This window comes from Pseudovibrio sp. Ad37, assembly GCF_001623075.1.
In the GTDB taxonomy this organism is placed as follows: domain Bacteria; phylum Pseudomonadota; class Alphaproteobacteria; order Rhizobiales; family Stappiaceae; genus Pseudovibrio.
This window is the reverse complement of the sequence record NZ_LMCF01000091.1, coordinates 1-26,709: the sequence shown is the minus strand read 5'-3', so window position 1 is coordinate 26,709 and position 26,709 is coordinate 1. Positions and strand designations below refer to the sequence as shown.

Genomic DNA, 26,709 nt, shown 5'->3' with positions numbered 1-26,709 from the left:
ATAGGGTGCAGGCAGGCTTCAATTTGCGACAATTGAAGGTTCACAAAGTGAGCTGAAAAGGTTTCATCCGTCAGAAGCAGTTTTCGCTTCACAGATCAGAATATATTTGATTTTACTCATAAAAAACAGAGTGTTAGTGCGCCTTACATACCAAATAAGTTGTGAGCTGAAAAATGATCGTGTTTTTGTGCGTTGGTTTGCGTTTTTTACGTGTGAGCTGCGTTTTTTTGTAAAACGCACAAAAGGCAGGCTGATGGATATTCAGCCTGCCTTTTGCTCTGCCAAATCAGTTTAGGCGAAGTTTATGCCTACCTTAGTCATTGGGAGTTCGGTTACACGTGGTCCTTTCGCTGCAATGGCATTTGCCAGTGCTGGAGCGGATGGTGGTGTGCCCGGTTCGCCGACGCCTGTTGGGGCTTGTGTGGAGAGGACAATGTGCGTTTCAATCTCGCCGATATCTCCGATGCGGAGAGGTTCGTAGTCCGGGAAGTTTTGTTGGATAACTTCACCGTTCTCCAGAGTGATCTCATCGCGCATGGCGTGGCCAAGGCCGTAGCCGATGCCGCCTTCCATCTGTGCCTTGATCACATCCGGATTGACCGGGATGCCGCAATCAACTGCGCAGGTGACTTTTTCGATCTTCACGCCGTTTTCTGCGTCACCTGAAATCTCGACAACTTCGGCAACATAGCTGCCAAAGGATTTGTGGACCGCGACGCCTTGAGAGCGACCCTCAGCGCCTTTGCCCCAGTTGCTTTTTTCAGCAGCCAGTTTGAGAACGCCCGTCAGTCGTTTTTGATCTGGCGTATCGCCTGCCAGATGTGCCAGACGGAACTCAACCGGATCACGGCCCGCTGCTGTTGCAACGGCATCCATCATGGCTTCCATGACGTAGGCGGTGTGGGTGTGACCAACGGAGCGCCACCACAAAACGGTTGTGGCTGGTTTGATGTCCGTCAGGCCGGCAAACATGCCCGGAATGGAGTACTGCGTCGGGGTGACGCCTTCTACGGAGAGATGATCGACCCCATCATGAACCGAGAACGCCTCAAATGGGGTGCCCTTGGAGATGGATTGACCTGCAACGCGGTGATCCCAGCCAGCGATGTTGCCATCTGCATCAAGACCAACACGAACCTTGTGCGCAAATGCCGGGCGGTAGTAGCCACCGGTGATGTCATCCTCGCGGGACCACACCAGTTTGACCGGGCGGCGGCGATCCGTCATCACAAAGGAAAGCGCTGCTTCTACCTGATAGTCAACCGTTGGTGTTGCACGGCGACCGAACGAGCCGCCAGCGAACATGGTGTTGACCTGCACCTTGTCCATTGGCACCTGAAGGATTTGCGCAATCGCTGCATGTGGTGAGGTTGGCATCTGACAGCCGTCATGCAGGATCACGCCGCCATCTTCTGTCGCCTCAATGGTGCAGGTGAGCGGTTCCATTGGCGCATGAGCAAGCAGTGGGAAGTAGAAGGTCTCTTCCACCACCTTGTCTGCGTTTTCAATCGCATCTGCAATCTCGGCCTGATCGTTTTTGGTCAGGTTATATTCCGGCGCTGTGTTGAGCGCAGCCATCAGCTCTTTGTAGACGTCTTCAGAACTGCGGCTTTCAGCTGCTGAGTTGTCCCAGGTGACTTCCAGAGCTTCACGTGCTTGAAGAGAGGCCCATGTGTTTTCTGCGTAAACCGCTACGCCCGCCTTGTTGGGCAGTGTGGCTGCACGGATGAAGCCTTTGACATCCTTCGCGGCGCTGTCATCAAAGGACGTGACAGTTGCACCTTTGCGGGTAGCCCGCTTGATGGTGACGACCATCTGATTATCAAGCTGGATGTCCATCGCGTATTTGGCGGTGCCGTTGATCTTTGGCGGTGTGTCCTTGCGGCGCACATTGGCGTTGCCGATCAACTTAAACTCGGATGGATCTTTCAGGCGCGGGTTTTCAGGTGCTGTCAGCTTGCTCGCGGCGGCTACGAACTCGCCGATTGGCGCTTTGTTGCCATCACCTGAGATCACGCCATCTTCCAGCTTGAGCTGAGCGGCGGGCACATCCCATGCCAGTGATGCGGCTTGCAACAGCACCTCACGTGCTGCAGCGCCAGCCTGACGATACTGCTTGAAGCTGTTGAACATGGCGGTGGAGCCGCCGGTGCCCTGAACAGGACCGAACGCGGTGTTGTTGTAAAGCTTGGGATTGGAGGGGGCGAACTCATACTCGATCGCATCCATGCTGACGCCCAGCTCCTCTGCGATGAGTGTGGTGAGGCCGGTTGATGGACCCTGCCCCATTTCAAAGTGCTTGGCGATGGCGGTGATAGTGCCGTCTGCAGCAATCTTTACAAACGGGTTGAGCATGGTGGTTTCCGCGCTATTTGCAGCGGCGATAACACCTGATGGGGCAACACCAATAACAAGAACGGCAGCGGCAGAGGCTGCGGCACCTTTAAAGAAGCCGCGACGAGAAGAAGAAACATTCATATCAAGCCTCCATAATTTCTGATGCACGTACGATGGCGGAGCGAATGCGCTGATAGGTGGCGCATCGGCAGGCGTTGCCGTCCATGTAATCGTCAATTTCTTCCAGTGTCGGCTTTGCGTTTTCAGAGAGCAGGCCAACGGCAGACATGATCTGGCCGGACTGACAGTAACCACACTGGACCACGTCCAGCTCTGTCCATGCCTGTTGCACGGCTTGTGCTGGCGTGGACTTCAGGCCTTCAATTGTGGTGATCTCAGAATCTTCAACATCTTCAATAAATGTTTGGCAGGAGCGGACCGGCTCGCCATCCATATGAACAGTGCACGCCCCACACGAGGCGACACCACACCCGAATTTTGTTCCGGTGAGCTTGAGTTCATCGCGGATCACCCAAAGAAGCGGGGTTCCTGGTTCAGCGTCGACCTTATGCGTCTCGCCGTTCAGCTTTAAAGAAATTGCCATCAAAAAAAATCCCTTTTTTGATCCGTAGCGGTTGGCTGGGTCAGCAATAATCTCAGGCATTGTTTGAATGGGGCAGTGTTGTATGCGGAATGCGCTTTTCTGCTTTTTGAGCCTGAAACAGATGATCTGTAGTTATCCCTAGCACTCGCCTCTCTCGCTTTCAGTGGCAAATCGCGCCAAAGTACTGCCATATCGCGCCACTATGTAAATTGGTACTGGCACACCTAGCAAAAATTCGAGATGAAAGAGTGGCAAGACCAATGAGACTGAACCGAGCATGACGAAACACGCACATCTTTACCCAGGCGCTGCCATGATGGCGCAAATTATTCAGTACCTTGACCTGCCTGTTGACCGGGTGATGCGCCGTGCGGGAGTTTCAATCGAGCAGTTGGGTCCGACGGCCAAGGGCATCACACAGACGCAGTATTTCGCCATCTGGCATGCGCTGCATCAGGAATATGGCGGCAACGATCTGGCCGTCAAACTTGGGCACACCATCAAGCAAGGCAGTTTTGTTCCACATGCCTTTGCGTTTTCCTGTAGTCCAAACATTGAGGAAGGCGTGAAGCGTCTTGCGCTGTTTAAGCCTTTGATTGCGCCTATCCAGCTGGAAGTTGAGCGCACGGACAGCACAGTCTCCATCTTGTTTACCTCCAGCGATCCGACGGAACCGTTTCCTGAAATTCTGGCTCAGTTCGAGATTGTCTACTTCACCAATTGCAGCCGCACCTTTACCGGAGAGCAGATTGTGCCGCTCAGTGTGGGAGGCCCTGTTGGAGACTTGGACTGGTCTGCTGTTGAAGCGGAATGCGGAGTGAAGGCAACCCCTGCTCCGGTGGCGCACATCACCCTTTCCCTACAGGATGCCACTCGTCCGCTGATCACGCAGATGGAAGGCATGTGGGACACGTTTGAAGATGGGCTGCGCCAGAAACTGCAGAGCACTGGCAGTTCTGATGAAATGTCCCGCCGGGTGAAGAATGCCTTGCTGGAAAGCCTGCCAGCGGGCCAGAACACCATTGACGTCATCAGCCAGAACCTGAACGCCAGCAAGCGGACCTTGCAGCGTAAGCTGAAGGAAGAAGGCAAGAGTTTTCAGGACATTTTGAGCGAGACCCGTGCCGAACTCTCCCAGCACTATCTGGTGCGCAGTGATCTGAGCATTCCGGAAATCTCCTATCTGCTTGGGTACAAGGATACCGGCTCGTTCTTTCGCGCGTTTCACAGTTGGACGGGCAAGACACCGATGGAAGTGCGTGGGATTGCTTAAGAGCGCTCTAATTTAGCCTCTCATGAAGAAAGCTTCATGAAACCTTGGGCTGGTAAGAGCCCGGCATGGCTATTCTATTTGTTCTTTCGGGATTGCCTGGTGTTGGTAAAACAACCTTGGCAAAGGCCCTTTCTCCGCGCCTGCAAGCCGTTCATTTACGTATTGATTCACTTGAGGCTGCCCTCAAGACCTCCGTTCTTGCGATTTCACCAGCAGAAGATGCTGGTTATGTTGCAGCAGCAGCCGTTGCCAAAGACAACTTGCTGCTGGGCAATAATGTGATTGCGGATGCGGTGAATCCGATTGAGATTACCCGCAACATCTGGCTGGAAGCGGCGCTTGGTGCTAAGGTGAAAGCGCTCAACATTGAGGTGATCTGCTCTGACGAGGCTGAGCACAAGACACGTGTTGAGACCAGACACAACGATATCTCCGCTATGTCTCTGCCCAGCTGGGAGGATGTACAGCGGCGACGCTATGAGCCGTGGAAGAAGCACCGCCTTGTGGTCGACACCTTTGAAAAACCCGTTGAGGAAAGCGTTGAAGAGATCATCGAGGCCTTCAGCCAGCTGGTGCGTTACGGGTCTTACTGATGTTTTGCACCTTTCATAGTCCTGACCGCAAGCCCCTCATATTTTCCTTAGTTTCATAATGGCCTAAGAGATTTCTTCAGGCACAATTCAGTTTCATGTTCTTTGTAGATGTGAAAGAGTTGAGGCAAATATTGGGTGCACTTCGCCCTACTGGAAGGAACACATGCGCGTATTGTTGGTTGAGGACGAGCGGCTGATCGCGGATGCGATCAAAGCTTTTCTGGAGCGGCATGAATTTATAGTAGACTGGGTCGATGATGGTCTTTTGGCAGAAGACGCTCTGAGAACCGGAGAATTCGACCTGGTTATTCTGGATCTGGGTTTGCCGGGACAGGATGGACTGGAGTTTTTGCGGGCCGTTCGTGATGACAAGGCAGATGTGCCTATTCTGATCCTGTCTGCTCGGGAAACCACCAAGAACCGGATCGACGGGCTTAATCTGGGTGCGGATGATTATCTGACCAAGCCGTTTGATATGGAAGAGCTTCTGGCCCGATGCCGGGCGCTGGTGCGCCGGTCTGCCGGACGGACGCGGATGCTGCTGCAACATGGGGTGTTAACGCTTGATCTGGATCAGCAAAAGGCCTGCTACGAAGGCGTTGAGGTTGTGCTGCAGCCCCTCGCCTTTAGACTGCTGACAATCCTGCTGGAGCGTCGTGGCCGTGTGGTTTCCAAGTCAGACCTCATGGAAAAGCTCTATGGCTGGGAGGAGAATGCGGAGAGCAATGTACTTGAAGTTTATGTCTCTCAGATCCGCAGGAAAACCACGTCCAAGCTGATCCGGACCATCCGCGGCGTAGGCTATATTGTTGATGAGGACGTACCGGCATGAAACTTTCCTCCATCCGCAGCCGCATCCTCATCTTTCTGATCCCGCTGCTGTTTGTGGTCTGGGGCGTCTTTTCCGCCATTGTCTACAATATGACAGAGGAAGAGCTTTACGAGACCCATGATGCGCAAGCCTTTCAGCTTGTCAGCGCGATTGCACAGCTGGAGGGGGACACCATTTCTCCCAAGCATCTGGATGATCATCATGAACTTAATGATTACTTCGTGGTCATCCGCGATGGAGACGGCAACGATTTATATAAGTCATCCGACCAAGTACAACTACCCCAGTATCTCAGGCCGGGTGCTCAGGAAATTGAGCATGAGGGCGACAGCTGGGTGATCTGGAATTTTCCGGGCCAAAAGACTGACAGGCAATACATCATCGGTATCGTGTTTGATGAAGCCATTGAGCTGGCCGACCAGACTGTTGCCACGGTTTCCATCCCTTTGGGGCTGGTGCTGGTGTTTTCCATCATCGCAACGGTTTTCATCGTCAAACGCGGGTTACGTCCGCTCACCACTCTTTCTGAGACATTGCAAACTCGGGAGCCTGAGAGTCTTGGTAAGCTGACAACGGAGAAGCAGGCAGATGAGCTTGTGCCGATTGTAAACTCCCTGAACATGCTGTTTGACAAGATTGAAGACTACCTTGCCCGCGAGCAGCGGTTTATTGATGATGCGGCACACGAGATCAGAACACCGCTGACCGTGGTGAAAGCCCAGTGTCAGGTGATTGAGCGGGACGCGCTGGATGATGCGACACGGCTGCGGTTTGACAACATCATTGAAGGTGTTGACCGGGCCACACATCTGGCCGCCAAGCTTTTGGAACATGCTCGTGCAGGTCAAGATGCCCACAAAGAGATAACAGAGCACGACTTGCTGCCTGTTCTTCAGGAAAGCCTTGCACAACAGGCCCATGCGGCACTTGATAAAAATGTGGAGCTGCAACTGCTTCAATCAGAACATGTGGCAGCCGTTGTTGATCCGGAAGATCTGGGCGCTGTGCTTGGAAACCTGATTGGCAATGCAATCCGGCATACACCGTCTGATGGTGAGGTGATCGTGGTTCTTGAGCGCGGTGACGATCATATTCAACTGAGTGTTGAAGACAGCGGACCGGGTGTGCCTGAGAAATACCGTGAGAAGGTGTTTGAGCGGTTCTTCCGCATGCCGGGGCAATCAAGTTCAGGTGCAGGCCTTGGTCTGTCTATTACGCAAACTCTGTGTCGCCGCAATGGGATCGAGATTTCCCTTGGCAAGAGTGAGCGACTGGGCGGGGCCTGTTTTATGCTCAAACTGAAAAGGTAGTGTCGTAAACTTCAGGTAGGTTTCAGCTTCCAAGTGAATTTAGGGGAAGCACTCAGATTGAAACCTACTCCGAGGCTGCATCTGTAGCTTCATTTGGGGTGGTCTGATTATGAATGGTGTGCGATGCCCCCCAACGGTATCACTCACCCTTCATAGCCAGAGTTTCCTCTGAGTGCGCATCGTTAACTCAGATGAGCGTACCGGAATGAAACCGATTGGCCTGACCTTCATTATCGCCAGCATCCTAGTCCCCCTTTTGATTTTCTCCCAGTTTGGCAGTCAAGCAGACTCAGGAGCTTTGCTGAGCCAGTATTTTGGCATGGTCTCACTGATCTTCATGGGGCTGGTTCAGGTGATGGCCACACGGATGAAAGGCGTTGAGGCTCTGTTTGGCCCGCTGGACCGCGTATATGTCTTGCATAAATGGCTGGCTATTTTCGCAATTGCTGCTGCTTTCCTGCATGAAAGCATTGATGCGGATGCCCTTTCAAGCGGCGATACGGATGGACTGGCGAAAGAGCTGGGTGAGATTGGGTATAATGGTATTTTAATCCTCGGGCTTGGTTCTCTGGCGACCTTCATCCCCTATAATATCTGGCGTTGGACCCACCGTTTGATCGGTATTTTCTTCGCTCTTGCTGCTGCGCATTTCCTGATGATCCCCAACGTGTTCTCTTGGAGTGATCCGCTTGGTCTTTACGTCGCCTTCTTCTGTTTTGCCGGTGTCGCGTCCTTCTTGTACCTGACTTACAAAGGCATGGCCGGGCGCACAAAGACCTATGAGGTAGAAGATGTTCAGATTTACGGGCGCATCACCAGTGTGACATTGAAACCTGAAGGCAAGCCAATTTCTCATGATGCCGGTCAGTTTGCTTACCTCTCCTTTGATCAAGAGGGCATGAGCGAAGTGCATCCTTACACGATTGCATCTGCGCCGCACGAAGACGGAAGACTGCGGTTCTGCATTTCTGCGCTGGGCGATTACACATCCCGTGTGCACGAGCTCCAGATCGGCACAAAAGCTCAGATCAGCAAGGGATATGGCGGGTTCCGCCCAATTGCTTCCAATCGGGACCAGATCTGGATTGCGGGCGGTGTCGGGATCACACCTTTCCTGTCATGGGCGCAGACTTTGAGGGGTGATGAGACTGGACAGTTCTACCTTTACTATGGCGTCCGTAACCGGTTGGAGAACCCGTTTGAGGAGGAGCTGGACGCGCTGCAAAGCCGTCTGCCGAACCTTCATGTACAGTACTTTGAGTCTGACATGGGCGAGTACATCGACGCGCGGTTGCTGAAAATCCTGCAGGGAAAATTCTTTGATGTGATGCCAATTGCGTTTTGTGGTCCAGAAGTTATGCGCAAAGCATTGATACGGGATCTGAAAGCCCTGAAGTACCCAATGCGCTTGTTTCATTATGAAGAATACCAGATGCGCTCCGGCCTTGGTTTCCGAAAACTGTTTAAGTTTCTGCTTCAGCAAGTTAACCGGCATTCCGGCAAGTTCGCCCCGGCCAAGTAGAGCTTGGCCAACATGAGGATCGCTGCATTGCCTGGCGGTGCAGCGATCAACTCTTTCAAGCCAGATACAAGGTTTAGTTGTCTGGCTTCATGGTGCCTTCGAAAGGTGCCGGGACTGAAGGGATCAGTGAAATTATATCAATATATTAATTGAAATTTGGAGGGTTCAATCAGAACCAATAATTCTGCTCTTTTTAGGATCATTGGCTCATGACAAAAATCGCCTCCCGCTCGATTACGACCGACATTCCTGCTCCTTCCGAAGATCGTCGCTCCAAGTCTCCTATTGTTTGTTACGAAGTAGATCATTTGCCTGCCTATAACGCTGAGCTTTATCAGCAGGCAAAGGAGAGCCTGGAGAAGATCGACGAAGTTGTCGTGCCACCGCGTGATGGCGGTCATTTCAAGGTGCCTGCTGGCCACTTCTTCCGGATTGTGAGCGTTGAAGGCCCGCAGGTTGGCGATCTCAACTTGTGGAATGCCAATGACATTAATGAGCGGTTTTTCAGCGGCAAGACCCGTCAGCTGCACGCCTCGCACCTTTCAACCGGAGATCGGCTCTGGAGCACCATGCCGTATCTGCGCCCTATGGCGACGATTACACAGGACACGCTGGACTGGTACGGCTGGGATGAGGATGGCGCGGGCGTCCATGATGTGATTGGGACGCGCTGCGACCCTTACACCAACCATATGCTCAAGAACGTGGATTACAACCATTGTTGCCACTCCAACCTGACCCGCGCACTGGCAGATGCGAAAGGTCTTTCCATAGATGGTGCTGAGCCTCATGTGCATGATGTGATGAATGTTTTCATGTGCACGGGCTTTACCCGCGATACTCACCAGTACTTTATGAAAGCCAGCCCTGTTCGTCCGGGTGATTTTATTGAGTTCTTTGCGGAGATCGATCTTCTGGGTGCGCTTTCCACCTGTCCGGGTGGTGATTGCGGCAGCAGTCACTCTGACGACAATACGCCGTGCTATCCGCTTCTTGTCGAGATCTTCAAACCGGCAGAGGGTAGCTTGAAAGGCTGGTCCGCCGCAAAACGCAGCGGTTATGCTGGCGGGCACCAAGCCTGATCCTGTTTGATTTGGCCAGTGGCAGTTGTTTTTCGTGTTACGGCACGAGGACAGCTGCGCCGGATAACCGTCCCCCTCGCAAATCTTCCAGTGCCTGATTGGCCTGTTCAAGTTTGTAGGGAATGCAGTGGGTTTTCACGCCTGCTTTTTTGGCGAGGGGAAAGAACTCCAGCCCGTCTTCTCGGGTCAGGTTGGCAACGGAAACAACCTCCCGCTCCTCCCACAACAATGCATAGGGCATTTGCGGGATGTCGCTCATATGAATGCCGCCGCACACCACGCGCCCACCTTTGCGCAGAGCTCTCAGCGCTGTTGGAACAAGTGGCCCCACGGGGGCAAAAATGATGGCCGCATCTAATTTTTCGGGTGGCTGGTCTTCAGAGCTGCCTGCCCAAGTGGCTCCAAGCTCTCTTGCAAAGTTCTGCGCCTGCGTGTCGCCTGATCTGGTGAACGCATAGACATCACGGCCTTGCCAGATGCAGACTTGCGCGATGATGTGAGCAGCGGCACCAAAGCCGTAAATACCTATCTTTTTGCCTTTGCCAGCCTTTTTTAAAGAGCGCCAGCCAATCAATCCGGCACACAAAAGTGGAGCAAGGGATACGGGATCGGCTTTGTCGTCCAACTCAAACGCAAAGTGACGATCTGCGATGGTGTGCGTTGCAAAGCCGCCATCGCGTGTATAGCCCGTGAATATGGGATGATCGCAGAGATTTTCCTGATGGCTTTGACAAAATGAACAGCAGCCGCACGTATGCCCGAGCCAGGGAATGCCTACTCTCGTGCCGATTGTGAGGTCATCAACACCTGCCCCACATGCCTGTACCCTGCCGACAATTTCATGGCCGGGAATGAGCGGGAGCTTTGGTTTCGTCAGATCGCCATCCACGACGTGAAGGTCTGTCCGGCAAACTGCGCAGGCTTCAACCTCAATCAGGATTTCGCCGGCGCGCGGTGTTGGTGGCGCAGCACGTTCCTGCAAGACAAGTGGCTTTCCAATTTCGGTCAGAACCATTGCTTTCATGAGGGCATTCCTTCTCACGCAGGCTTGGATTGTGCTCAGATTATACGCTGTTGTCCTAAGAAAGTCTGGCGTGGTGTTTGCGATTCCCCGTTGTTGCTCTGTGCCGCAGAATTAGATCAAGAATAAGAGAAAACCGAACCATTTATCACAACGCATATTTCATCTGGGTCCGTCATAACAATCTGGTGCGCGTGCACGCGACGACTTGTTGGAGTGGAGCCTTGCAGAGATGCCATGTGCGTCTGCCCGCTGGTTTTCCTGTTTGTGTACCTCTCATAATTAAGGTGAGTGAACCTCCGATGCCCGGAAATCAAAATACCGATACTGGCACTGACACCAGTCCTATTCCTGCAGAAGACCAAATGAACCAGAGCGAGGAAACCTGGGCTCAGCAAATCTATAAGCTATGGGGCGAAATGCTTCCAACCTGGGCAGATGCATTTGGCGAAGTTTATGAAGCAGAACGGGAACGGGAACGGGAAGAGCTTGCACAGGCAACAGCCCGAATGGATGAAGATGACCGTCGTCAGGCTGAGCAGGAGTTACGACACGATGCTGCTTCTACATTGGCATTTGAGGATAGTGAACGTTTCTTCGAACTTAAAAATGAGATGACCTTACTCGAATCCAATCCCATGGAAGCGATCGACATGCCAGATTCACCTGACATGTCGCTGAGTAAGGTGATCATCGATCAGATCGCAGCTTTCAAATTGCAGAAGGAAGAACTTTTTCTGGAAGTTCAGGTCTTTAAGGGTCTGGAAGCTGAGAAGCTGGCTTTCACAACCGCGAATGAGCTGGTTGGGATGCTTATAGACAAAGCCTATATTCAAAGCGGCGTTTACAACTTTGCCGCTTGCGAAGTGACTCTGTCCGAGATGGAACGCAAGCTCAAAGACATGAAAAACCTTCTTCGAGATGCCCAAGTGCATCCAGCAACCTATGTCAGTAACGAAGACCAGGTTCTGATTGGTCAGGATGTTAAGAAGGTGAAGGAGATCATCTTTAATTTGCAGGACGCTGGTTATACTGGATTGGGAACAAGCCTTCTCATCGAAATGAACCAGTATCAGGATGCGGTGTCACGGCCATCAGATGCGCGCTGGACAGAGCTTATGTCAGATGCGGAGGCCTGTAAAAAAGCTCTGCCGGAACTGCGCAGCTCGGCCAAATACATTGAGACCCTGTGCGAAAGCATGACCATGGCGCAGCCAACAACTGCTGCTGCAGATACGCTTGAAGAACTCCGTGACTATCAAAGTGAAAGTTCCCGCGACCTTTCATCAACCCTGCGCGTTATCGCGAGTCTCAAGGCTAAGGCTGAACGCCGTGAAAGGTGGATCAAACAAGAGGAATGGGCCGAGAAAAATCTGGATGTACGCACCCAGGCCTATCGAAAACAACTTGAGAAGTTTGTCGTGTTTGATGCAGACCATCAGGTGGTTACCAAAGAAAGCAAGACTGAAGCCCGTGCTCGCGCTGTTGATACTGAAGGGCTGGATAAAGATGTCATGGCAACAATGCCGAAGCGACCCCGCGGCAAGGATGTTAAGGCTGTTCCCCGTGCGACGATCAACAAGCTTTTGGAATCTTTTGAGTTTTTAGATGAAATGCGGTTATCGGGTGTGACAGGTATGGAAGCCATTGCACTTGAAGAGTTTATCAAGACAGAAGACATTCTGGAAGGCATCAACTCCAATCCAACCGGATATGATGACCTTCAAACACGCACGCAGAAGATGCTTGATAAAGTTGCAACCACCAAATCCGGCAAGAAAGCGATTTATTACGTTGAAGCCAAGATGAACCTTGAAGAGGATATCCGTCTCTTACGCGAACAAGCACCGGATATGAACATCAACAAGGCTCTCGGTCGGTGCAACAAGCTGGAAGGTACACGATTTCATCCACTCCTGAGACAGCTCGAGGAATCCCTCGCCTTCAGAGAGGTCTTTGAGATGAAGCTGGAACCGATTGAGAAGATATTCAAGGAAATTCCGGGCTTGCTTGCCAGGCTGGGTAAAGCTCGCCCTGAGCTTGCCATGAGATTCAAGAAGATCTGGCAGCCCAAGCAGGAGAAAGTCTATCACGGTGAGCTGGAGCTGGAACTGAAACAGGCGAAAGTCACCGCTCATAACGCTGCCACTGTTGATGATGTGAAAGAAGCCATCTCACAGGTGAATACCGTCAAGATTAAAGCGGACAAGTATGTTGAAGAGCTGAGAGCTCGTGTAGCGCTGCTTGGCGAGGATGTGGATGGACCTGTCACCACCCCTGAAGGGGATGAGTTCTTTGAGAAAATCGAAGAAGACTACAAAAATGGTGTTCAGCTTGAGATTGACCGCAAGGTTGCCAAGGGCAAATTCAATGAAACCTCTGGCCCTATGAAGGATGAGCTGGAAATGCTCACCGCGAAGTCCAAGAGCTGGAAAGGTGCAAAGGCACTTTTGAAAGGCTTCCCCCGTATTGACGAGGCCACTTTCGATCCGACCCGTTTCAAAGATCTACTGACAGAGGTAAAGCTGCTTGAACAGGAATGCGCAGTAAACTCCTCTTATGATGAAAACATGGACCGGCTGAAAGAGCTGAAGGGCATGTATGATGCCATGCGCGGCGAGCTGACAGGCTTTAGAGAAGACATCGCCAAGGATGTCGTTAAAGCCGCAGAGAAGGCTATCACGCGTATGGAATCTGCAAAGGCGTTTGCTGAAGGTGACTTCATCACCGGTGTAGCCAGCCAGCAAGAAGCTGGCGAAGATTACGTCAATGCGGGCAGTTTAAAGCGGTTCACCACCTGCGTATCAAAGCCAATCATACCAGGTGAACTGCGAACGTATGCGCAGGTCATCGGTGACAGCAAGAAATCACTGACAGAGCGCAAAAAGGCCCGCGAAGAGGCGTTACGCCTTGTGCGGCCCTTGCTGGCACGGCTCGACAGCGACAAGGCGATCAAGCTTTACAGGCGGCATCCCTTCAGCGAACTGGACAATGACATCAATGTCCTGAGGCCCGTTCTGGTGCAGCTTGAAGTTAAACTGCTGACCCTCGCGTCCTGATGCATACGAACCCTGCGGCACCGCATGTGGTCGCAGGGCACATTACGCGCAACTTTAAAGTGTTATTTGCATTTATACTCAGCAGGTTATCCATGAGATGTATGCAGAGGGTGAATTAGTCCTTTTCCTTGAGGTTTTAGTCTGGTAGTTACCGATTTGCTCAGCAATGAGTGCCGGTCGCAGCCTACCCGGCAACAGCGAAAACAAGGACTAAACCTTATGAAGACTATCGTAATCTGCTCAGGCGGATTGGATTCGGTCACGCTTGCCTACAAGGTTGCGCGTGAAAACGAATTGCTCGGCCTCGTCTCTTTTGACTATGGCCAACGGCACAAAAAAGAGCTGGACTATGCAGCGCATGCTGCAAAGCAACTTGGTGTGCCACATCATATTCTGGACATGAGCCAGATAGGAGCGCATTTAAGCGGCTCCGCTCTAACCGATGATGTTGATGTTCCCGACGGCCATTATGCCGAAGAGAACATGAAGGTCACTGTGGTTCCCAACAGAAACGCAATCATGCTGTCTATCGGCTTTGGCATTGCGGCTGCTCAGCAGGCCGATGCTGTGGCTGCGGCGGTTCATGGGGGTGATCATTTCATCTACCCGGACTGTCGCCCTGACTTTATCAAAAGTTTTGAAGCCATGCAGAAGCTGGCTCTGGACGGCTATGCCAATGTGAGCCTTTACACGCCATTTGTAGAAATCTCCAAAGGTGCCATCGTTGCAGAAGGTGCCCGGATCAACGTGCCGTTTGAAGACACTTGGTCCTGCTACAAAGGCGGAGAGAAACATTGCGGGCGGTGCGGCACCTGTGTTGAACGGCGTGAAGCCTTTGATCTGGCAGGTGTTGAGGACCCAACAGAATACGCGGATCCCCACTACTGGAAATCCGTAGTGGAACGAGCGGAAGCCTAATGTACAAAATCACCAAGGAATTTCACTTCTCAGCGTCGCACCAACTCTGCGAAATGCCGGAGGGGCACCCTTGCGCGCGCCTGCATGGCCACAACTACATTGTGGTGATTGAACTTGCCAGCAAGAAACTGGATGAACACGGCTTTGTGGTGGACTTCATTGAGTTGAAGCCGCTCAAGCGTTTCATTGATGATGAGCTGGATCACCGCCACCTCAATGAGGTGTTTGGACACGATCAGGTCACCTCTGAGTATCTCGCCAGGACCATCTATGAGTTCTGCAAAGGGCACTGGGCGGAAACCTGCGCAGTGCGTGTGAGTGAAACGCCGAAAACATGGGCGGAATACCGACCATGAGTAAACTCAGTATCAGTGAGATCTTTGGACCAACCATTCAGGGTGAAGGTGCTTTGATTGGTGAACCGACCGTGTTTGTACGCGCTGGCGGCTGTGATTATCGTTGCAGCTGGTGTGATACATTGCATGCGGTGGACAGCGCTTATCGTCATACCTGGGACCAGATGGACAGTGCGGACGTCTGGCACAAGATTGAGGAACTGTCCGGTCATCAACCGATCACGGTTTCCCTTTCTGGCGGCAACCCTGCCATTCAGGATTTCTCAAAGCTGATCTCACTCGGTAAAGCGAAGGGTTACAAATTCGCAATCGAGACGCAGGGATCAGTTGCACGGGACTGGTTTGCAGATCTGGACACGCTGGTGCTGAGCCCGAAGCCGCCTTCCTCTGGTGAAACTGTCAATTGGGACAAGTTCGATGCCTGTCTGGATGCAGCCCTCAACTCGACCACCTGCGTGATCAAAGTGGTTGTGTTTGATGATGTCGATTACGACTGGGCCAAGGACGTTGGTGAGCGCTACCCTTATCTGCCGATGTACCTGCAACCGGGGAACCATACCCCTCCTCCACCTGAGGAGGATGATGCGACCATTGACATGGACGGCATCATGGATCGCATGCACTGGCTGGTGGACAAAACTGTTTCCGACCAATGGTTCAAGCCACGCATTCTGCCACAGCTGCATGTGCTGCTGTGGGGCAACAAGCGCGGTGTTTAAAGCATATTCCGGCAAGTTGATGATCAGCCTTTGATGACGGAAATGCATGAGAACGAAGAATTCGAGAGAACAATGAGCAACGACGATATCTATAAAAATCTGACCATGCTGGGCGGTGATACTGTTCAGCCGCAGTCCCCTGAAGAAGCGGTTCTGGAACGGGTTCCAAACCCACAACAGGGCACGCCTTATGCAATTCGCTTTACAGCACCTGAGTTCACCTCCCTGTGCCCGATTACCAATCAACCGGATTTTGCTCATCTGGTGATTGATTATGTGCCGGACCAGTGGCTGGTTGAGAGCAAATCTTTGAAACTGTTCCTGACATCCTTCCGCAACCACGGTGCGTTCCATGAAGATTGCACTGTGTCCATCGGTAAGCGCCTTGTTGACACACTGAACCCGATCTGGCTGCGCATCGGCGGTTACTGGTATCCGCGCGGTGGTATTCCGATTGATGTGTTCTACCAGACCGGTGAAGAGCCAAAAGGCGTCTGGATTCCAGAACAGGGCGTGCCGACCTATCGCGGTCGCGGCTAGATATCTGTTTAGGATGTACTCAGTTGGGGTTGCGAAAAGGCTGCCAACCCCAACTTTGCTTTTCTGAAAGGCCTTAGAGCATAGCGAATTCTTGTCATTTGATTGAATTCAATCAAATGGAACGCGCTCTATGCACCCATCAGAGCTTCGACTTCAACCAGTGTTGGCGCGGATGTGGCTGCACCATGTTTGGTGGTGGAGAGTGCACCGCACGCTGCTGCGAAACGGACTGCTTCAGCCAGAGATTTGCCGCTATCCAGCGCATACGCCAGACCGCCGTTGAAGCAGTCTCCTGCTGCCACAGTGTCGATCGCGTTCACCTTGAACGGCTCCACGAATCCTTCACTTGTCTCATCCTTGAAGTAAACGCCGCGTGCGCCCAGTTTCACAACAGCGGCCGCAACGCCCTGTTCATGCAGCAGGTTTGCAGCATGGGCTGCTTCTTCTGCATTGGATGGGCGGAAGCCTGTGAGGATTTCGGTTTCTGTCTCGTTCGGTGTTACAACGTCTACGTTTTGCAGGAAACCTTCCGGCAGACCATCGACGGGTGCAGGCGCTGGATCGAAGATCACTTTGCCGCCTGACGCGCGGACTTTTTTAGCGGCGCTCAGGCACGTTGCGACCGGAATTTCCAGCTGCATCAGCATGATTTTAGCGTTCTTCAGCACATCTGATGTGCGTTCCAGATCGCTTTCGTCAACAGCAAGATTTGCGCCACCAATCACGGTGATGCTGTTTTCGGAATTTGCGTCCACACCGATCACCGCGATGCCGGTGCCGTGGTTTTCATCCAGATGCACATGTTCGGTTGAGACGCCCATGTCTTTCAGGTGCTGGGCTGCGATGTCGCCAAACCCGTCTTTACCGATGCGGCCTACCAGTTGTGCATCACCACCCAGCTTTGATGCTGCAACGGCCTGATTGCAGCCTTTGCCGCCCAGGTTGATGGCGTAGCTGTGTCCATGCAGTGTCTCGCCCGGCTGCGGCAACCGGTCAGAACGGGTTGTGATATCAACATTGATGGAACCGACAATGACGATGGACATGAATACTTCCTAGTTAACAACAGAGCTGCGGACGATCAGTTCAGGCACCAATTGGATGACTGGCGGCATCTCTGTCTTTTCTTCCAGATGATTGATCAGCGCTTCTGCAGCGCTCAACCCAAGCTCGAAGCTGGGCTGTTTGATGGTTGTGAGCGCTGGCGCCATGTAGGAGGCGTACTCGACATCATCATAGCCGATGACGGAGATATCCTCTGGAATGCGCAGGCCACGTTCGTGAATGGCGCGGTACGCCCCCATTGCCATCAAATCGTTGAAGGCAAAGATGGCTTCGGGCTGGCTATCAGCGTCCAGTATCTGCTTCATGCCTTCATACCCGCTGGATGCGGTGAGAAGGCCTGCGGCTTGCCACTTGCTTTCTACCGGCAACCCGGCAGCGTTCATGGCATTTTCAAAACCTTTGTAGCGTTCAATAGAACGGGGATGATCTTCCGGCCCCATAAGACAGCCGATTTTGGTCAGGCCGCGCTTGATCAGGTGTTCTGTAGCCAATCTGCCACCCAGTACGGAGTCATCCTGCAAAGTGCAGGCGTTTGGGTGCGGGGCAGAATCCAGAATGGCTTTGGGCAGTTTGCCGAGCTTGCTGATCTGCTGGTACAGCGCCGGGTCTGTCTTGGTGGTCATCACCATGAGGGCATCAATGCGGCGCTGAAGCAAAGTGTTGAGGTTTGCCAGCTGCCTGTCGGACTGATGACCTGAATTGCACAGGATAAGACTGAAATTGTGTTGGTAGCACCCCTCTTCCACACCGCGCACAACGTCAGCAAAGAAAGGGTTGGAACTGCTTGAAACCAGCATGCCGATGATGTTGGTGCGCTTTACCTTTAGCGCGCGCGCCATCATGCTTGGCTGGAAGCCGAGAGCCTGAATAACTTCCTCGACTTTTTGTTTGGTCAGGGGTGCAACGTAGCGCGTCTCGTTGATCACGTGAGACACTGTAGATGCGGATACCCCCGCAGCTTGTGCAACATCCTTGATACTGACCATTTCCGCTCCGGTTTTAAGGGTCGGGTCTGGCGCTTACGCCAAACCCGATCTTATTCAGATTACTTGCACTTACTTGGTAACAAGCTTCAGCGCAACTGGGGTATACGCATCAACTTTTTCACCTTTGAGGACTTTGTCCGCAGTGTCGACGCCGATGGAACCGATCATGCCAGCTTGCTGTGCAACAGTTGCCAGCATTGTACCTTCTTCAACAGCTTTTACGCCGTCGTCAGTGCCATCAAAGCCAACAACGAGGATGTCGCGGTTAGCCGCTTCGATTGCCTTAATCGCGCCCAGAGCCATTTCATCGTTGTGTGCGAAAACAGCATCGATTTCTGGCTGTGCCTGCAGGATGTTTTCCATCACGTTCAGGCCTTTGGTGCGGTCGAAATCTGCTGGCTGTACAGCAACAAGCTCGATGCCAGAAGCGCCGTGCATTGCTTTTTTGAAGCCAGTGCCACGATCACGTGCAGCAGAAGTACCTGGAACACCTTCCAGCTCAACAATCTTGCCACTGCCGCGCAGGGTTTCAACGATCAGCTCACCAGCCATTTCGCCGCCGAGGATGTTGTCGGAAGCCACGTGGGATTCCACCGTGCCACGTGCTGCGCCACGGTCGAGTGTGACCACTGGTACGTTTTTGCGGTTTGCAGCGCGGATGGAGCTGGAAACAGCGTCAGAGTCTGTTGGGTTGATGAGCAGGATCGAAACGTTCTTGCTCAGTACGTCTTCCACGTTTGCCAGTTCTTTTGCTGGATCGTTCTGGCTGTCGAGGACAACAATTTTGTAGCCGAGCTCATTTGCGCGTGCTTCAGCACCTTCTTTCAAGGTCACAAAGAACGGGTTGTTCAGGGTGGACACGACCAGAGCCAGTGTGTCCTGTGCCATTGATACTGCTGTGGAGCCGAGAAGAAGAGCAGCACCTGCTGCCAAACTTACTAGTTTTTTCATAGAAACCTCCCGAGGTTCAGTTTGATTGCTCACGCGTTTGATTTGCCACGGCTGTCGACGACAACCGCCAGAAGGATAACCGCACCTTTCGCGATCATCTGGTAGTAGGATGAAACATCCATAATATTCAGTGCGTTATTCAATACACCGATAATAAGGGCACCAATGATGGTGCCGAAGATCCGGCCTTTACCGCCCGCAAGACTTGTGCCGCCAAGAACCACAGCTGCAATTGCGTCGAGCTCGTATCCCAGACCTGCTGTTGGCTGTGCAGATTCAAGGCGAGCTGTCAGGATGATGCCTGCCAGTGCTGCGAGTGCTCCGCTGAGGGCGTAGACAAGAATTTTGACTTTTTTGACATTGATGCCGGACAGACGGGCCACGTTTTCATTGCCGCCAATGGCATAAACGTAACGACCAAAGCGGGTCTGGCTGAGAACGAACCAGCAGAGCGCAAAGATAACCACCATCAGGATCACCGGGTTCGGAATGCCGAACATGTAACCGCCACCAAACTGATAGAAGCTTTCAGCCACATCAAAGTAACCGGTGGAGATCGGGCGGCCTTGCGTATAGACCAGCGTCGCGCCGCGGATCATGGTCATACCAACCAGCGTTGCAATAAACGGCTGGACATTGAAGTAGCTAATGATCACGCCACTTGTTGCACCAAGGCCCGCGCCAACCATGATGGTGGCAACCAGTGCGATGATGAGCGGTGTGTCCATGCCGATGAGGCTTGCGCAGATGGCACCCGCAAAGGCCAGAATGGAACCAACCGCCAAATCGATACCCGCCGTCAGGATCACGAAGGTCATGCCCATGGCGATGACTGCGTTGATTGATGTCTGACGCAGGATGTTGAGCATGTTGTCGATGCCAAGGAAGTTGGCATTGGCGAAGGACACTGCGGCCATCAGGATGATAAGGCCAATCAGAGACTTGTTTTCACTGATAAAGTCGTTGAGCTTCATCTGTTTTACCCGTTTGTTTGGCCAGCAACGGCGCAGCGCATAATGTTTTCTTGAGTGGCTTCGGCTCGTGCGAACGATCCGGTCAGCTTGCCGCTGGACAAGACGTGGATGCGATCAGAGATACCCAGAAGCTCTGGCATGTCGGAGGAGATCAGCAGGATGCAGAGCCCTTCTGCCTTCAGCTTGTTGATGAGCGTGTAGATCTCGCGTTTTGCGCCAACATCCACACCGCGTGTGGGTTCATCAAGAATGAGGACCTTGGGTTCCGGCACCAGTGACTTGGCGATGGAGACCTTCTGCTGGTTACCACCTGACAGATTGGAGATGATTGTGTTTGCATCTCTGGTCTTGATGGCGAACGCTTCGATGTATTCGCTGATGGTGACGGCTTCAGAGGCTTTGTTGACGAACCCGAGCGCATTGCAGAACCGGTCCAGCCCTGTGAGGGACATGTTCGCGCCAAGCTCCTGCGACTGAACGAGGCCTTCCTGTTTACGATCTTCAGTGACGTAACCGATCTGCGCTTTCACACCATCCTGTGGTGATTTGAGGCGGATTTCCTTGCCGTCGATTTTGACGGTGCCGCTTTGGATTGGATTGGCGCCAAAGATCGCCTTTGCAAGCTCGGTGCGCCCTGCTCCAACAAGGCCTGCAAAGCCGACAACTTCACCTGCATGTGCAGTAAAGGAGACTTCCTTTGCGCCGTGGGCAGTAAGCTTTTCAACTTCAATACGTACATCACCTGGAACGGCTGGTACGAATGGATATTGATCGGAGAGTTCACGGCCCACCATGTGGCGAATCAGGTCGTCCTCGGTGATTTCAGAGACCGGCCCCTGATGGACCATTTCACCGTCACGGAGGATGGCGATGTCATCACACATCTGGAAGATTTCGCCCAAACGGTGTGAGATGAACACCAGACCTTTGCCTTGCGCCCGCAGCTCGTCCACGACTTCAAACAGGATTGCTGTCTCAATATCGGTGAGCGCGTCTGTTGGCTCATCCATAATGATCACTTCAGCGTTCAGCGAGAGCGCTTTGGCGATCTCAACCATTTGCTGCTGTGCGATGGAGAGCTTACCCAGTGGCGTTTTAGGATCGATATCCTGCTTCAGCTGAGCGAGGTACTTTTTGCTTTCCCGCTCGATCACATCCCACTGGATTTTGCCCAGTTTGGTGGGTTCCCTGCCCAGATAGATGTTTTCAGCAACGGACAGTTCAGGCAGCAGATTAAGCTCTTGGTGGATAATGCCAATTCCGGCATCCATGGACTGACGTGCCGTGGTGAATTTGACCTCATTGCCCTTATAGATCACCGTGCCTGCATCACGCTGATAGATGCCCGATATAATTTTCATCAGGGTTGATTTACCGGCTCCGTTTTCACCGGCCAGCGCCACAACGCGCCCAGCCTGGATCGTCAGATCAACGGATTTGAGCACGTTGATCCCGGAGAAGGATTTTTCAATTCCCTGAAGTTCAAGAAGGGTTGTCACTGGGTGTCCTCTCCCAAAGCCCGAATTATCTCAGATTTCCCTCAGAACGTTACGCCTGAATAAAAAATCACATTGGCGTAGGGCGTGCATTCTCCCGTGCGCACCACCGCCCGGCATTTACCAGTTAATGCCTTGAATTCCTCATGAGAGACAGTTGTGGTCTCTACGCTGTTGCCCTGACACTTTGCGATTTCAGCAATCAATGATTGCAAGCGCATGTGATAGGCTGGCTGGTGTTCAATCAGCTCTTCAGCAATGACAACCCGCTCTACCTGCATCTCAGCTGTGATCGCGCTTGCCGTTTCCAGCATGCCTGGCAAACCCTTTGTAATGGCAAGGTCGATGCGCTCGACATCCTTGGAAATTGGGAGCCCGGCGTCTCCAACACACAGACCATCCCCATGGCCCATATGAGAGATAATGCTAGAGACCGGAGCGTTTAAAAGTACGCCCTTCTTCATTGCAGCAGTTCCTCCGCGTTGTCTCGATTGAAGAGACGTTAGCAGGCGCGCATGGGTTACGCAACCGTTTGCGCAAACGTTTGCGCGAGTCAATTTCTGGAATTCTTCCAGTTTAATTCAGGCATACTGAAAGAGCGTCTGACCTGAACAATGAGAGGTAAGTGCAAAAATATCAGAGGTTATATGGCTTTATTGCGGATGCACTCTGGCCGCCTGAAGCACGCTAAAAGCAAGAGCCTGTCCGACAACTGAGACAATTTGCGCCTATTTTTCCGTACTTAGATCTTGAGGATATTGAACCGAACATCCTTCAGGCAAGCAAAAAGCCCCGCTTCTTTTCAGAGCGAGGCTTGAGTCATTTCAAAGATTAGATGTTGTTTACTTCAGATCAGGAACTGCAATGTGGTCCATGTCGGTGAACTCCTGATTTTCACCGGTCATTCCCCAGATGAAGGTGTAGGACTGGGTGCGGACACCGCTATGGATGGACCAGCTTGGGGAGATCACTGCCTGTTCGTTGTGAACGAATAAATGGCGGGTTTCCTGCGGTTCCCCCATCATATGCACCACTGCGGCATCCTCCTTCATGTTGAAGTAAAAATATACTTCCATACGACGATCATGGGTATGCGCTGGCATGGTGTTCCAGATGGAGCCCTGATGCAGTTTGGTCATGCCCATGAGCAGCTGACAGGTTGGGAGTACATCCGGCACGAAGTACTTGTTGATCGTGCGCTCATTGCAGTTTTCAGCATCGCCCAGAGTGACCGGAGAGGCTTCTGCCAGTGTGACCTTCTTGTTTGGATAGGTTTTATGAGCCGGGGCGCAGTTGTAATAGAGCTTGGCCGGGTTCTGCTTATCGATGCTTTTGAAAGACACATCTTTTGCGCCCATACCAATGTAAAGCGTTTCTTCCTGTGCGACTTCGTAGGTTTCACCATCTACTGTGATGACAGCCGGGCCGCCCACGTTGATGAAGCCGATTTCGCGACGTTCCAAAAAGTAGGAAACGCCCAGCTTCTTGCCGTAGTCTGCCACCAATACGACTTCTGTGTTCAGTGGCATCACACCACCTATGATGATGCGATCTACGTGGCTGTAGGTCATGGTGACTTCATCGGCAGCAAATATGCTTTCAATGAGGAACTCACGGCGCAGGCCTTCTGTATCCAATGTTTTAGCTTGGTCGCTGTGAATTGCTTGTCTTACTTCCATGGTGATCTACTAAAATTCGGCAATTGAGCGCACTTTTCCAGTCGCTCAGTTTTTCAACTGCGCGTTATTTGCTTTTGGCTTTGTGTTTCAGTTAGCGGGCGAGCCAGCCGCCATCGACAGCAATGGTGAAGCCGTTGACATACGAGGCTGCCTCAGACGCGAGGAAGACGCATGGTCCTGCGACATCCGTCGGTTCGCCCCAGCGCTCTGCCGGGATGCGCTCAAGGATCGCTTGGTTTCTGTCTGGATCGGCCCGCAAGGCGGTGGTGTTGTTGGTCGCCATGTAACCCGGCGCGATTGCGTTGACGTTGATGCCGTGCTTTGCCCACTCGTTTGCCAGCGCGCGGGTCAGGCCCAGAACAGCGCTTTTGGAGGCGGTGTAGGATGGCACGCGAATACCGCCCTGATAGGAAAGCATGGAAGCAACATTGATGATTTTGCCACCGTTGCCCTGCTTCACGAACTGCTTTGCAACCAGCTGAGAGAGGAAGAAGAGTGAGCGGATGTTGAGGTTCATCACCGCATCCCAGTCGTCTTCTGAGAAATCCAGAGCCTCTTCGCGGCGGATGATGCCTGCGTTGTTGACGAGAATATCAACCTGACCAGTGGCCGCGACAGCATCAGCAATGATGCCCGGCAGCGCTTCCTTGTTACTCAGGTCAGCACGCAGATCGAAGAACTTGCGGCCAGTTTCCGCCATCAAGTCCACTGTCTCTTTTGGCTCAACCACGTTGACGCCGACCACATCACAGCCCGCCTTTGCCAGACCAACGGCCATAGCCTGACCGAGGCCTGTGTCACAGCCGGTTACGATTGCGGTTTTTCCATTCAAATCAAACTGTTTCAGCATATGTCCTATTCCTAAACAACACTGTGAGAACTTGCAGGTTTGCTGAAGCAAACGTTGGTTACGTGGCCGAGTTCCGCCTCTTCCGTCGACCAGCCCTTCGGCAGCGGTGCGGGTCTGTGGATCACGACATCATTGCAACGGACGTTGTTGGCATGATCCAGCCAGAGGCCCGGCAATCCGTTCAGATAGGGTTCAAGGCCAAGGACTTGCCCTGCCTCATTTTTAACCCATGCGTTGCGGCGGCCTTGCTCGGGATTATCAAGCAGGTTCACATCGTGCGGGCTTGGGCGCAGATCGAGATAGTAGGCATCCGAGAACTTGCCGGTTTCCAATGTGAGTTGGATGTTGCTGAGCGAGACACTCTCGATCTTCTGGGTTTCGTGACCAACAATGTTAATCGTCCCTTGTGCTCGCCCCGTGATGCCATCGGCAGATACATCGCGCACGTAGCCAGGGACATCACCTGCCACACGTGGCAAGGCGTTGATGGTGATGGCCTCTCCACTGCCCCAGAACCCGTCCGGCGTTTGCTCACACTGGACTGTACAGTTGGAGAAGCGAATGCGCTCGATATCGCCGCCATCGCGGGAGAAAGTGCTGAGCGTCCCCCATTTAGCTCAGGGTCAGTGGCTTAGCGGTGTAGGAGGAGTTCTCCTTCACCTCGACTGCAGGTTCAACAGCAGTATCACTTAAAGTTTGCTCTGACATAGTGCCCTCACGAATGACGAATGCGTGGATCGGTCAGCACCAGCAAGATGTCTGAAAGCAACGTGCCGATGATGGTGAAGACGCTCAGTATGAGAATGAAGCCACCAGCCAGATACATGTCCTGATTCTGCAAGGAGCGCAGAAGCAGTGGGCCGGTTGTTGGGAGGTTCAGCACCACGGCTGTGATGACATCGCCAGAGATGAGTGCAGGCAAAGCCCAGCCAACGGTGGAAATGAACGGGTTGAGTGCAACGCGCACAGGGTAGCGCCAGACGACCTGTCGTTCGCTTAAGCCTTGTGCGTAGGCGGTCTCAACATACGGCTTGCCCAGCTCTTCCAGCATATTGGCGCGCATGATGCGCAGCAGGCCAGCAGCACCGCCGGTAGACAGTACAAGCACCGGCACCCAGAGGTGGGAGAGACGGTCAACGAACTTGGCAAAGGACCACGGTGCATTTTCGTAGGCTGGCGAGAACAATCCACCAACGTGAAAGTTGAAGTAGAGGAAGCCCATCCACATCAGCACCAAGGCGAGGAGGGAGTCCGGAATACCGCGCTCGAGGAAGCCAAGAACGGTGAACAGATGATCGAGGAATGAATACTGACGCGTGGCGGAATATACGCCGATAGGAATAGCGATCGCCCATGTCATCAACAATGAGAGCATGGAGATCAGCAGGGTGAGACCGATACGGTCTCAGATCAGCTCAGATACCGGGAGTTTCCAGTCGAGAGACAGCCCGAAGTCACCATGAAGCAGAATTCCGCCGATCCATGTGAGGAACTGCTCGTACATTGGACGGTCCAAACCAAACTCATGACGTATGTGAGCAGCTGTTTCCGCATCAATAACTTCGCCAGTTTCTACCAGTTCTGCAATGTATGCTGTTACGTAATCACCCGGTGGAAGCTGAATGATAACGAATGTGGCAATCGTAATAACGATCAATGTCGGGATCGACCACAGTAGGCGATGCGCAATATAACCTGCCATATCCCTTTTCCGTTTTATTGTACTTGCAAGGAAGCATTGAAGTTGTGAACTGGTGGCGGCATCGGAATCGCCGCCGCCAGTTCAACCGCAAGGCAGGTTAATCTTGGGAGAAATAGAACTGCTGCGGATATGCGAGGCCAACGCCGCGTAAAGCGTCGTCGTGGACGAACCCCGCAGGGAAGTTTTTCAGGCTGTTTTTGCGCACGTAGACTGCAGGCGTTTCTCCAACGAGCCCCACATGCCAGCCGTATTGCTTGTGCAAGGTCACCATCTGCTGCGCATAGGCATTGCTTCTTCAAGGTTATGTGCGGTCTGGGCGCTTTCCCAAGCTTTCCAGACTTCTCTGATCAGATGATCTTTCGGCGGCTCTTCGCCGGCCTTACCGTTGGTGCTCCACCAGTTGAAGTAGCTTGGTGCAAAGCCATAGCGACCGAGGAAACGAAGCGGGCCAGCTGTAATGACGGAGGAACGATCAAACATATCGAGGACCAGATCGAAGTCTGCCGTATCAACGTGCTGCTGATACAAGGTGCGATCGATAATACGCACCAGAACTTCAATGCCAACATTCTGCCAGTAGGTACGGACCACTTCGAGCAGCTCACCCTGGATGTCCCAGCGGGTTTCCAGCACGAGGCTGAGACGACGACCATCTGGGTTCTGTGAATCGGCATGCAAAATTGACCCGGTTAGGTGGGTTATGAGCGTTTAAGATTGACCCACCTGTTTGTTAGGATCCGTGCATTTAGCGCGGGGCATGAACGGGTGATATTGATGGAAAGTGCAGCCAAGATCCGCCGTCTTGTTTTACGGGATGGTCGAAGTGTCCGGTCGGTCAGT

The 26,709-nt window shown here is 52.7% G+C and carries 25 protein-coding genes and 1 pseudogene; 11 read left to right on the top strand and 15 right to left on the bottom strand.

Annotated elements, in window-relative coordinates:
- Positions 1–291: 291 nt before the first annotated feature.
- The gene (locus PsAD37_RS14740) at positions 292–2,478 is read right to left on the bottom strand and encodes a xanthine dehydrogenase family protein molybdopterin-binding subunit (RefSeq protein WP_063296800.1); all 2,187 of its coding nucleotides are present in this window, start codon (positions 2,476–2,478) and stop codon (positions 292–294) included.
- Position 2,479: 1 nt separating this feature from the next.
- A complete protein-coding gene (locus tag PsAD37_RS14735) occupies positions 2,480–2,941 on the bottom strand; it encodes a (2Fe-2S)-binding protein (protein WP_063296810.1) in 462 nt (153 codons plus the stop codon).
- Between the two features lie 277 nt (positions 2,942–3,218).
- Here PsAD37_RS14735 and PsAD37_RS14730 point away from each other — a divergent pair, with 277 nt between their 5' ends.
- The 6 genes from PsAD37_RS14730 to PsAD37_RS14705 all read left to right on the top strand — a co-directional run bounded on the left by PsAD37_RS14730 (position 3,219) and on the right by PsAD37_RS14705 (position 9,553).
- On the top strand, positions 3,219–4,214 hold the full coding sequence (locus tag PsAD37_RS14730; RefSeq protein ID WP_063296799.1) for an AraC family transcriptional regulator: 996 nt from the start codon (positions 3,219–3,221) through the stop codon (positions 4,212–4,214).
- A gap of 65 nt (positions 4,215–4,279) precedes the next feature.
- Positions 4,280–4,807: an AAA family ATPase gene (locus tag PsAD37_RS14725; RefSeq protein WP_063291973.1), complete on the top strand. Its 528-nt coding sequence runs from the start codon at positions 4,280–4,282 to the stop codon at positions 4,805–4,807.
- Positions 4,808–4,970: 163 nt separating this feature from the next.
- The gene (locus PsAD37_RS14720) at positions 4,971–5,639 is read left to right on the top strand and encodes a response regulator transcription factor (protein ID WP_063296798.1); all 669 of its coding nucleotides are present in this window, start codon (positions 4,971–4,973) and stop codon (positions 5,637–5,639) included.
- On the top strand, positions 5,636–6,949 hold the full coding sequence (locus PsAD37_RS14715) for an ATP-binding protein (protein WP_063296797.1): 1,314 nt from the start codon (positions 5,636–5,638) through the stop codon (positions 6,947–6,949). The genes PsAD37_RS14720 and PsAD37_RS14715 overlap by 4 nt, the downstream gene beginning before the upstream one ends.
- 205 nt (positions 6,950–7,154) lie before the next feature.
- On the top strand, positions 7,155–8,471 hold the full coding sequence (locus PsAD37_RS14710; RefSeq protein WP_063296796.1) for a ferric reductase-like transmembrane domain-containing protein: 1,317 nt from the start codon (positions 7,155–7,157) through the stop codon (positions 8,469–8,471).
- Between the two features lie 209 nt (positions 8,472–8,680).
- Positions 8,681–9,553 (top strand): DUF1989 domain-containing protein, encoded by an 873-nt coding sequence (locus PsAD37_RS14705; protein ID WP_063296795.1) that lies wholly within the window; start codon positions 8,681–8,683, stop codon positions 9,551–9,553.
- 37 nt (positions 9,554–9,590) lie between these two features.
- Here the strand turns inward: PsAD37_RS14705 and PsAD37_RS14700 are convergent, their stop codons facing one another.
- On the bottom strand, positions 9,591–10,577 hold the full coding sequence (locus PsAD37_RS14700) for a zinc-dependent alcohol dehydrogenase family protein (protein ID WP_063296794.1): 987 nt from the start codon (positions 10,575–10,577) through the stop codon (positions 9,591–9,593).
- A 299-nt stretch (positions 10,578–10,876) separates the two neighbouring features.
- Between PsAD37_RS14700 and PsAD37_RS14695 the strand changes: the two genes are divergently transcribed.
- The 5 genes from PsAD37_RS14695 (at position 10,877) to queF (ending at position 16,166) form a co-directional block, all read left to right on the top strand.
- Complete coding sequence (locus tag PsAD37_RS14695; RefSeq protein ID WP_063296793.1) at positions 10,877–13,633, top strand: hypothetical protein; 2,757 nt, start codon at positions 10,877–10,879, stop codon at positions 13,631–13,633.
- A 219-nt stretch (positions 13,634–13,852) separates the two neighbouring features.
- Complete coding sequence (gene queC / locus PsAD37_RS14690; protein WP_063296792.1) at positions 13,853–14,551, top strand: 7-cyano-7-deazaguanine synthase QueC; 699 nt, start codon at positions 13,853–13,855, stop codon at positions 14,549–14,551.
- A complete protein-coding gene (queD, locus tag PsAD37_RS14685; protein ID WP_063296791.1) occupies positions 14,551–14,907 on the top strand; it encodes a 6-carboxytetrahydropterin synthase QueD in 357 nt (118 codons plus the stop codon). Before queC ends, queD begins: the two co-directional genes overlap by 1 nt.
- Positions 14,886–15,626 (top strand): 7-carboxy-7-deazaguanine synthase QueE, encoded by a 741-nt coding sequence (gene queE / locus PsAD37_RS14680; RefSeq protein ID WP_063296790.1) that lies wholly within the window; start codon positions 14,886–14,888, stop codon positions 15,624–15,626. Before queD ends, queE begins: the two co-directional genes overlap by 22 nt.
- Before the next feature lie 72 nt (positions 15,627–15,698).
- Positions 15,699–16,166, top strand: a complete 468-nt coding sequence (gene queF / locus PsAD37_RS14675; protein WP_057465235.1) for a preQ(1) synthase — start codon at positions 15,699–15,701, stop codon at positions 16,164–16,166.
- Positions 16,167–16,294: 128 nt separating this feature from the next.
- Here the strand turns inward: queF and rbsK are convergent, their stop codons facing one another.
- The 12 genes and pseudogenes from rbsK to PsAD37_RS14620 form a co-directional block, all read right to left on the bottom strand.
- Positions 16,295–17,212: a ribokinase gene (gene rbsK / locus PsAD37_RS14670; RefSeq protein ID WP_063296789.1), complete on the bottom strand. Its 918-nt coding sequence runs from the start codon at positions 17,210–17,212 to the stop codon at positions 16,295–16,297.
- Positions 17,213–17,221: 9 nt separating this feature from the next.
- Positions 17,222–18,217, bottom strand: coding sequence for a LacI family DNA-binding transcriptional regulator (locus PsAD37_RS14665; protein WP_057465237.1), 996 nt, complete (start codon positions 18,215–18,217; stop codon positions 17,222–17,224).
- 69 nt (positions 18,218–18,286) lie between these two features.
- Positions 18,287–19,168 (bottom strand): ribose ABC transporter substrate-binding protein RbsB, encoded by an 882-nt coding sequence (gene rbsB, locus PsAD37_RS14660; protein WP_063296788.1) that lies wholly within the window; start codon positions 19,166–19,168, stop codon positions 18,287–18,289.
- Between the two features lie 29 nt (positions 19,169–19,197).
- Positions 19,198–20,142, bottom strand: a complete 945-nt coding sequence (gene rbsC, locus PsAD37_RS14655; RefSeq protein WP_063296787.1) for a ribose ABC transporter permease — start codon at positions 20,140–20,142, stop codon at positions 19,198–19,200.
- Positions 20,143–20,147: 5 nt separating this feature from the next.
- A complete protein-coding gene (locus PsAD37_RS14650; RefSeq protein ID WP_063296786.1) occupies positions 20,148–21,641 on the bottom strand; it encodes a sugar ABC transporter ATP-binding protein in 1,494 nt (497 codons plus the stop codon).
- A gap of 41 nt (positions 21,642–21,682) precedes the next feature.
- Positions 21,683–22,102, bottom strand: coding sequence for a D-ribose pyranase (gene rbsD / locus PsAD37_RS14645; RefSeq protein WP_063296785.1), 420 nt, complete (start codon positions 22,100–22,102; stop codon positions 21,683–21,685).
- A 378-nt stretch (positions 22,103–22,480) separates the two neighbouring features.
- Positions 22,481–23,317 (bottom strand): 5-dehydro-4-deoxy-D-glucuronate isomerase, encoded by an 837-nt coding sequence (gene kduI, locus PsAD37_RS14640; RefSeq protein WP_063296784.1) that lies wholly within the window; start codon positions 23,315–23,317, stop codon positions 22,481–22,483.
- Positions 23,318–23,408: 91 nt separating this feature from the next.
- Positions 23,409–24,167, bottom strand: coding sequence for a 2-dehydro-3-deoxy-D-gluconate 5-dehydrogenase KduD (gene kduD, locus PsAD37_RS14635; RefSeq protein WP_063296783.1), 759 nt, complete (start codon positions 24,165–24,167; stop codon positions 23,409–23,411).
- Positions 24,168–24,178: 11 nt separating this feature from the next.
- Complete coding sequence (locus PsAD37_RS14630) at positions 24,179–24,646, bottom strand: hypothetical protein (RefSeq protein ID WP_208991887.1); 468 nt, start codon at positions 24,644–24,646, stop codon at positions 24,179–24,181.
- Between the two features lie 236 nt (positions 24,647–24,882).
- Positions 24,883–25,869: pseudogene (locus PsAD37_RS14625) on the bottom strand (ABC transporter permease).
- Positions 25,870–25,966: 97 nt separating this feature from the next.
- Positions 25,967–26,140, bottom strand: coding sequence for a hypothetical protein (locus tag PsAD37_RS28795; protein ID WP_208991886.1), 174 nt, complete (start codon positions 26,138–26,140; stop codon positions 25,967–25,969).
- The gene (locus tag PsAD37_RS14620; protein WP_063296782.1) at positions 26,134–26,547 is read right to left on the bottom strand and encodes a hypothetical protein; all 414 of its coding nucleotides are present in this window, start codon (positions 26,545–26,547) and stop codon (positions 26,134–26,136) included. The genes PsAD37_RS28795 and PsAD37_RS14620 overlap by 7 nt, the downstream gene beginning before the upstream one ends.
- Positions 26,548–26,709: the final 162 nt, after the last annotated feature.

Bases quoted from the DNA above. Each gene is read 5' to 3' on its own strand.
- PsAD37_RS14740 (WP_063296800.1), bottom strand. From the start codon at position 2,478: ATGAATGTTTCTTCTTCTCGTCGCGGCTTCTTTAAAGGTGCCGCAGCC.
- PsAD37_RS14735 (WP_063296810.1), bottom strand. From the start codon at position 2,941: ATGGCAATTTCTTTAAAGCTGAACGGCGAGACGCATAAGGTCGACGCT.
- PsAD37_RS14730 (WP_063296799.1), top strand. From the start codon at position 3,219: ATGACGAAACACGCACATCTTTACCCAGGCGCTGCCATGATGGCGCAA.
- PsAD37_RS14725 (WP_063291973.1), top strand. From the start codon at position 4,280: ATGGCTATTCTATTTGTTCTTTCGGGATTGCCTGGTGTTGGTAAAACA.
- PsAD37_RS14720 (WP_063296798.1), top strand. From the start codon at position 4,971: ATGCGCGTATTGTTGGTTGAGGACGAGCGGCTGATCGCGGATGCGATC.
- PsAD37_RS14715 (WP_063296797.1), top strand. From the start codon at position 5,636: ATGAAACTTTCCTCCATCCGCAGCCGCATCCTCATCTTTCTGATCCCG.
- PsAD37_RS14710 (WP_063296796.1), top strand. From the start codon at position 7,155: ATGAAACCGATTGGCCTGACCTTCATTATCGCCAGCATCCTAGTCCCC.
- PsAD37_RS14705 (WP_063296795.1), top strand. From the start codon at position 8,681: ATGACAAAAATCGCCTCCCGCTCGATTACGACCGACATTCCTGCTCCT.
- PsAD37_RS14700 (WP_063296794.1), bottom strand. From the start codon at position 10,577: ATGAAAGCAATGGTTCTGACCGAAATTGGAAAGCCACTTGTCTTGCAG.
- PsAD37_RS14695 (WP_063296793.1), top strand. From the start codon at position 10,877: ATGCCCGGAAATCAAAATACCGATACTGGCACTGACACCAGTCCTATT.
- queC (WP_063296792.1), top strand. From the start codon at position 13,853: ATGAAGACTATCGTAATCTGCTCAGGCGGATTGGATTCGGTCACGCTT.
- queD (WP_063296791.1), top strand. From the start codon at position 14,551: ATGTACAAAATCACCAAGGAATTTCACTTCTCAGCGTCGCACCAACTC.
- queE (WP_063296790.1), top strand. From the start codon at position 14,886: ATGGGCGGAATACCGACCATGAGTAAACTCAGTATCAGTGAGATCTTT.
- queF (WP_057465235.1), top strand. From the start codon at position 15,699: ATGAGCAACGACGATATCTATAAAAATCTGACCATGCTGGGCGGTGAT.
- rbsK (WP_063296789.1), bottom strand. From the start codon at position 17,212: ATGTCCATCGTCATTGTCGGTTCCATCAATGTTGATATCACAACCCGT.
- PsAD37_RS14665 (WP_057465237.1), bottom strand. From the start codon at position 18,217: ATGGTCAGTATCAAGGATGTTGCACAAGCTGCGGGGGTATCCGCATCT.
- rbsB (WP_063296788.1), bottom strand. From the start codon at position 19,168: ATGAAAAAACTAGTAAGTTTGGCAGCAGGTGCTGCTCTTCTTCTCGGC.
- rbsC (WP_063296787.1), bottom strand. From the start codon at position 20,142: ATGAAGCTCAACGACTTTATCAGTGAAAACAAGTCTCTGATTGGCCTT.
- rbsD (WP_063296785.1), bottom strand. From the start codon at position 22,102: ATGAAGAAGGGCGTACTTTTAAACGCTCCGGTCTCTAGCATTATCTCT.
- kduI (WP_063296784.1), bottom strand. From the start codon at position 23,317: ATGGAAGTAAGACAAGCAATTCACAGCGACCAAGCTAAAACATTGGAT.
- kduD (WP_063296783.1), bottom strand. From the start codon at position 24,167: ATGCTGAAACAGTTTGATTTGAATGGAAAAACCGCAATCGTAACCGGC.
- PsAD37_RS28795 (WP_208991886.1), bottom strand. From the start codon at position 26,140: ATGGTGACCTTGCACAAGCAATACGGCTGGCATGTGGGGCTCGTTGGA.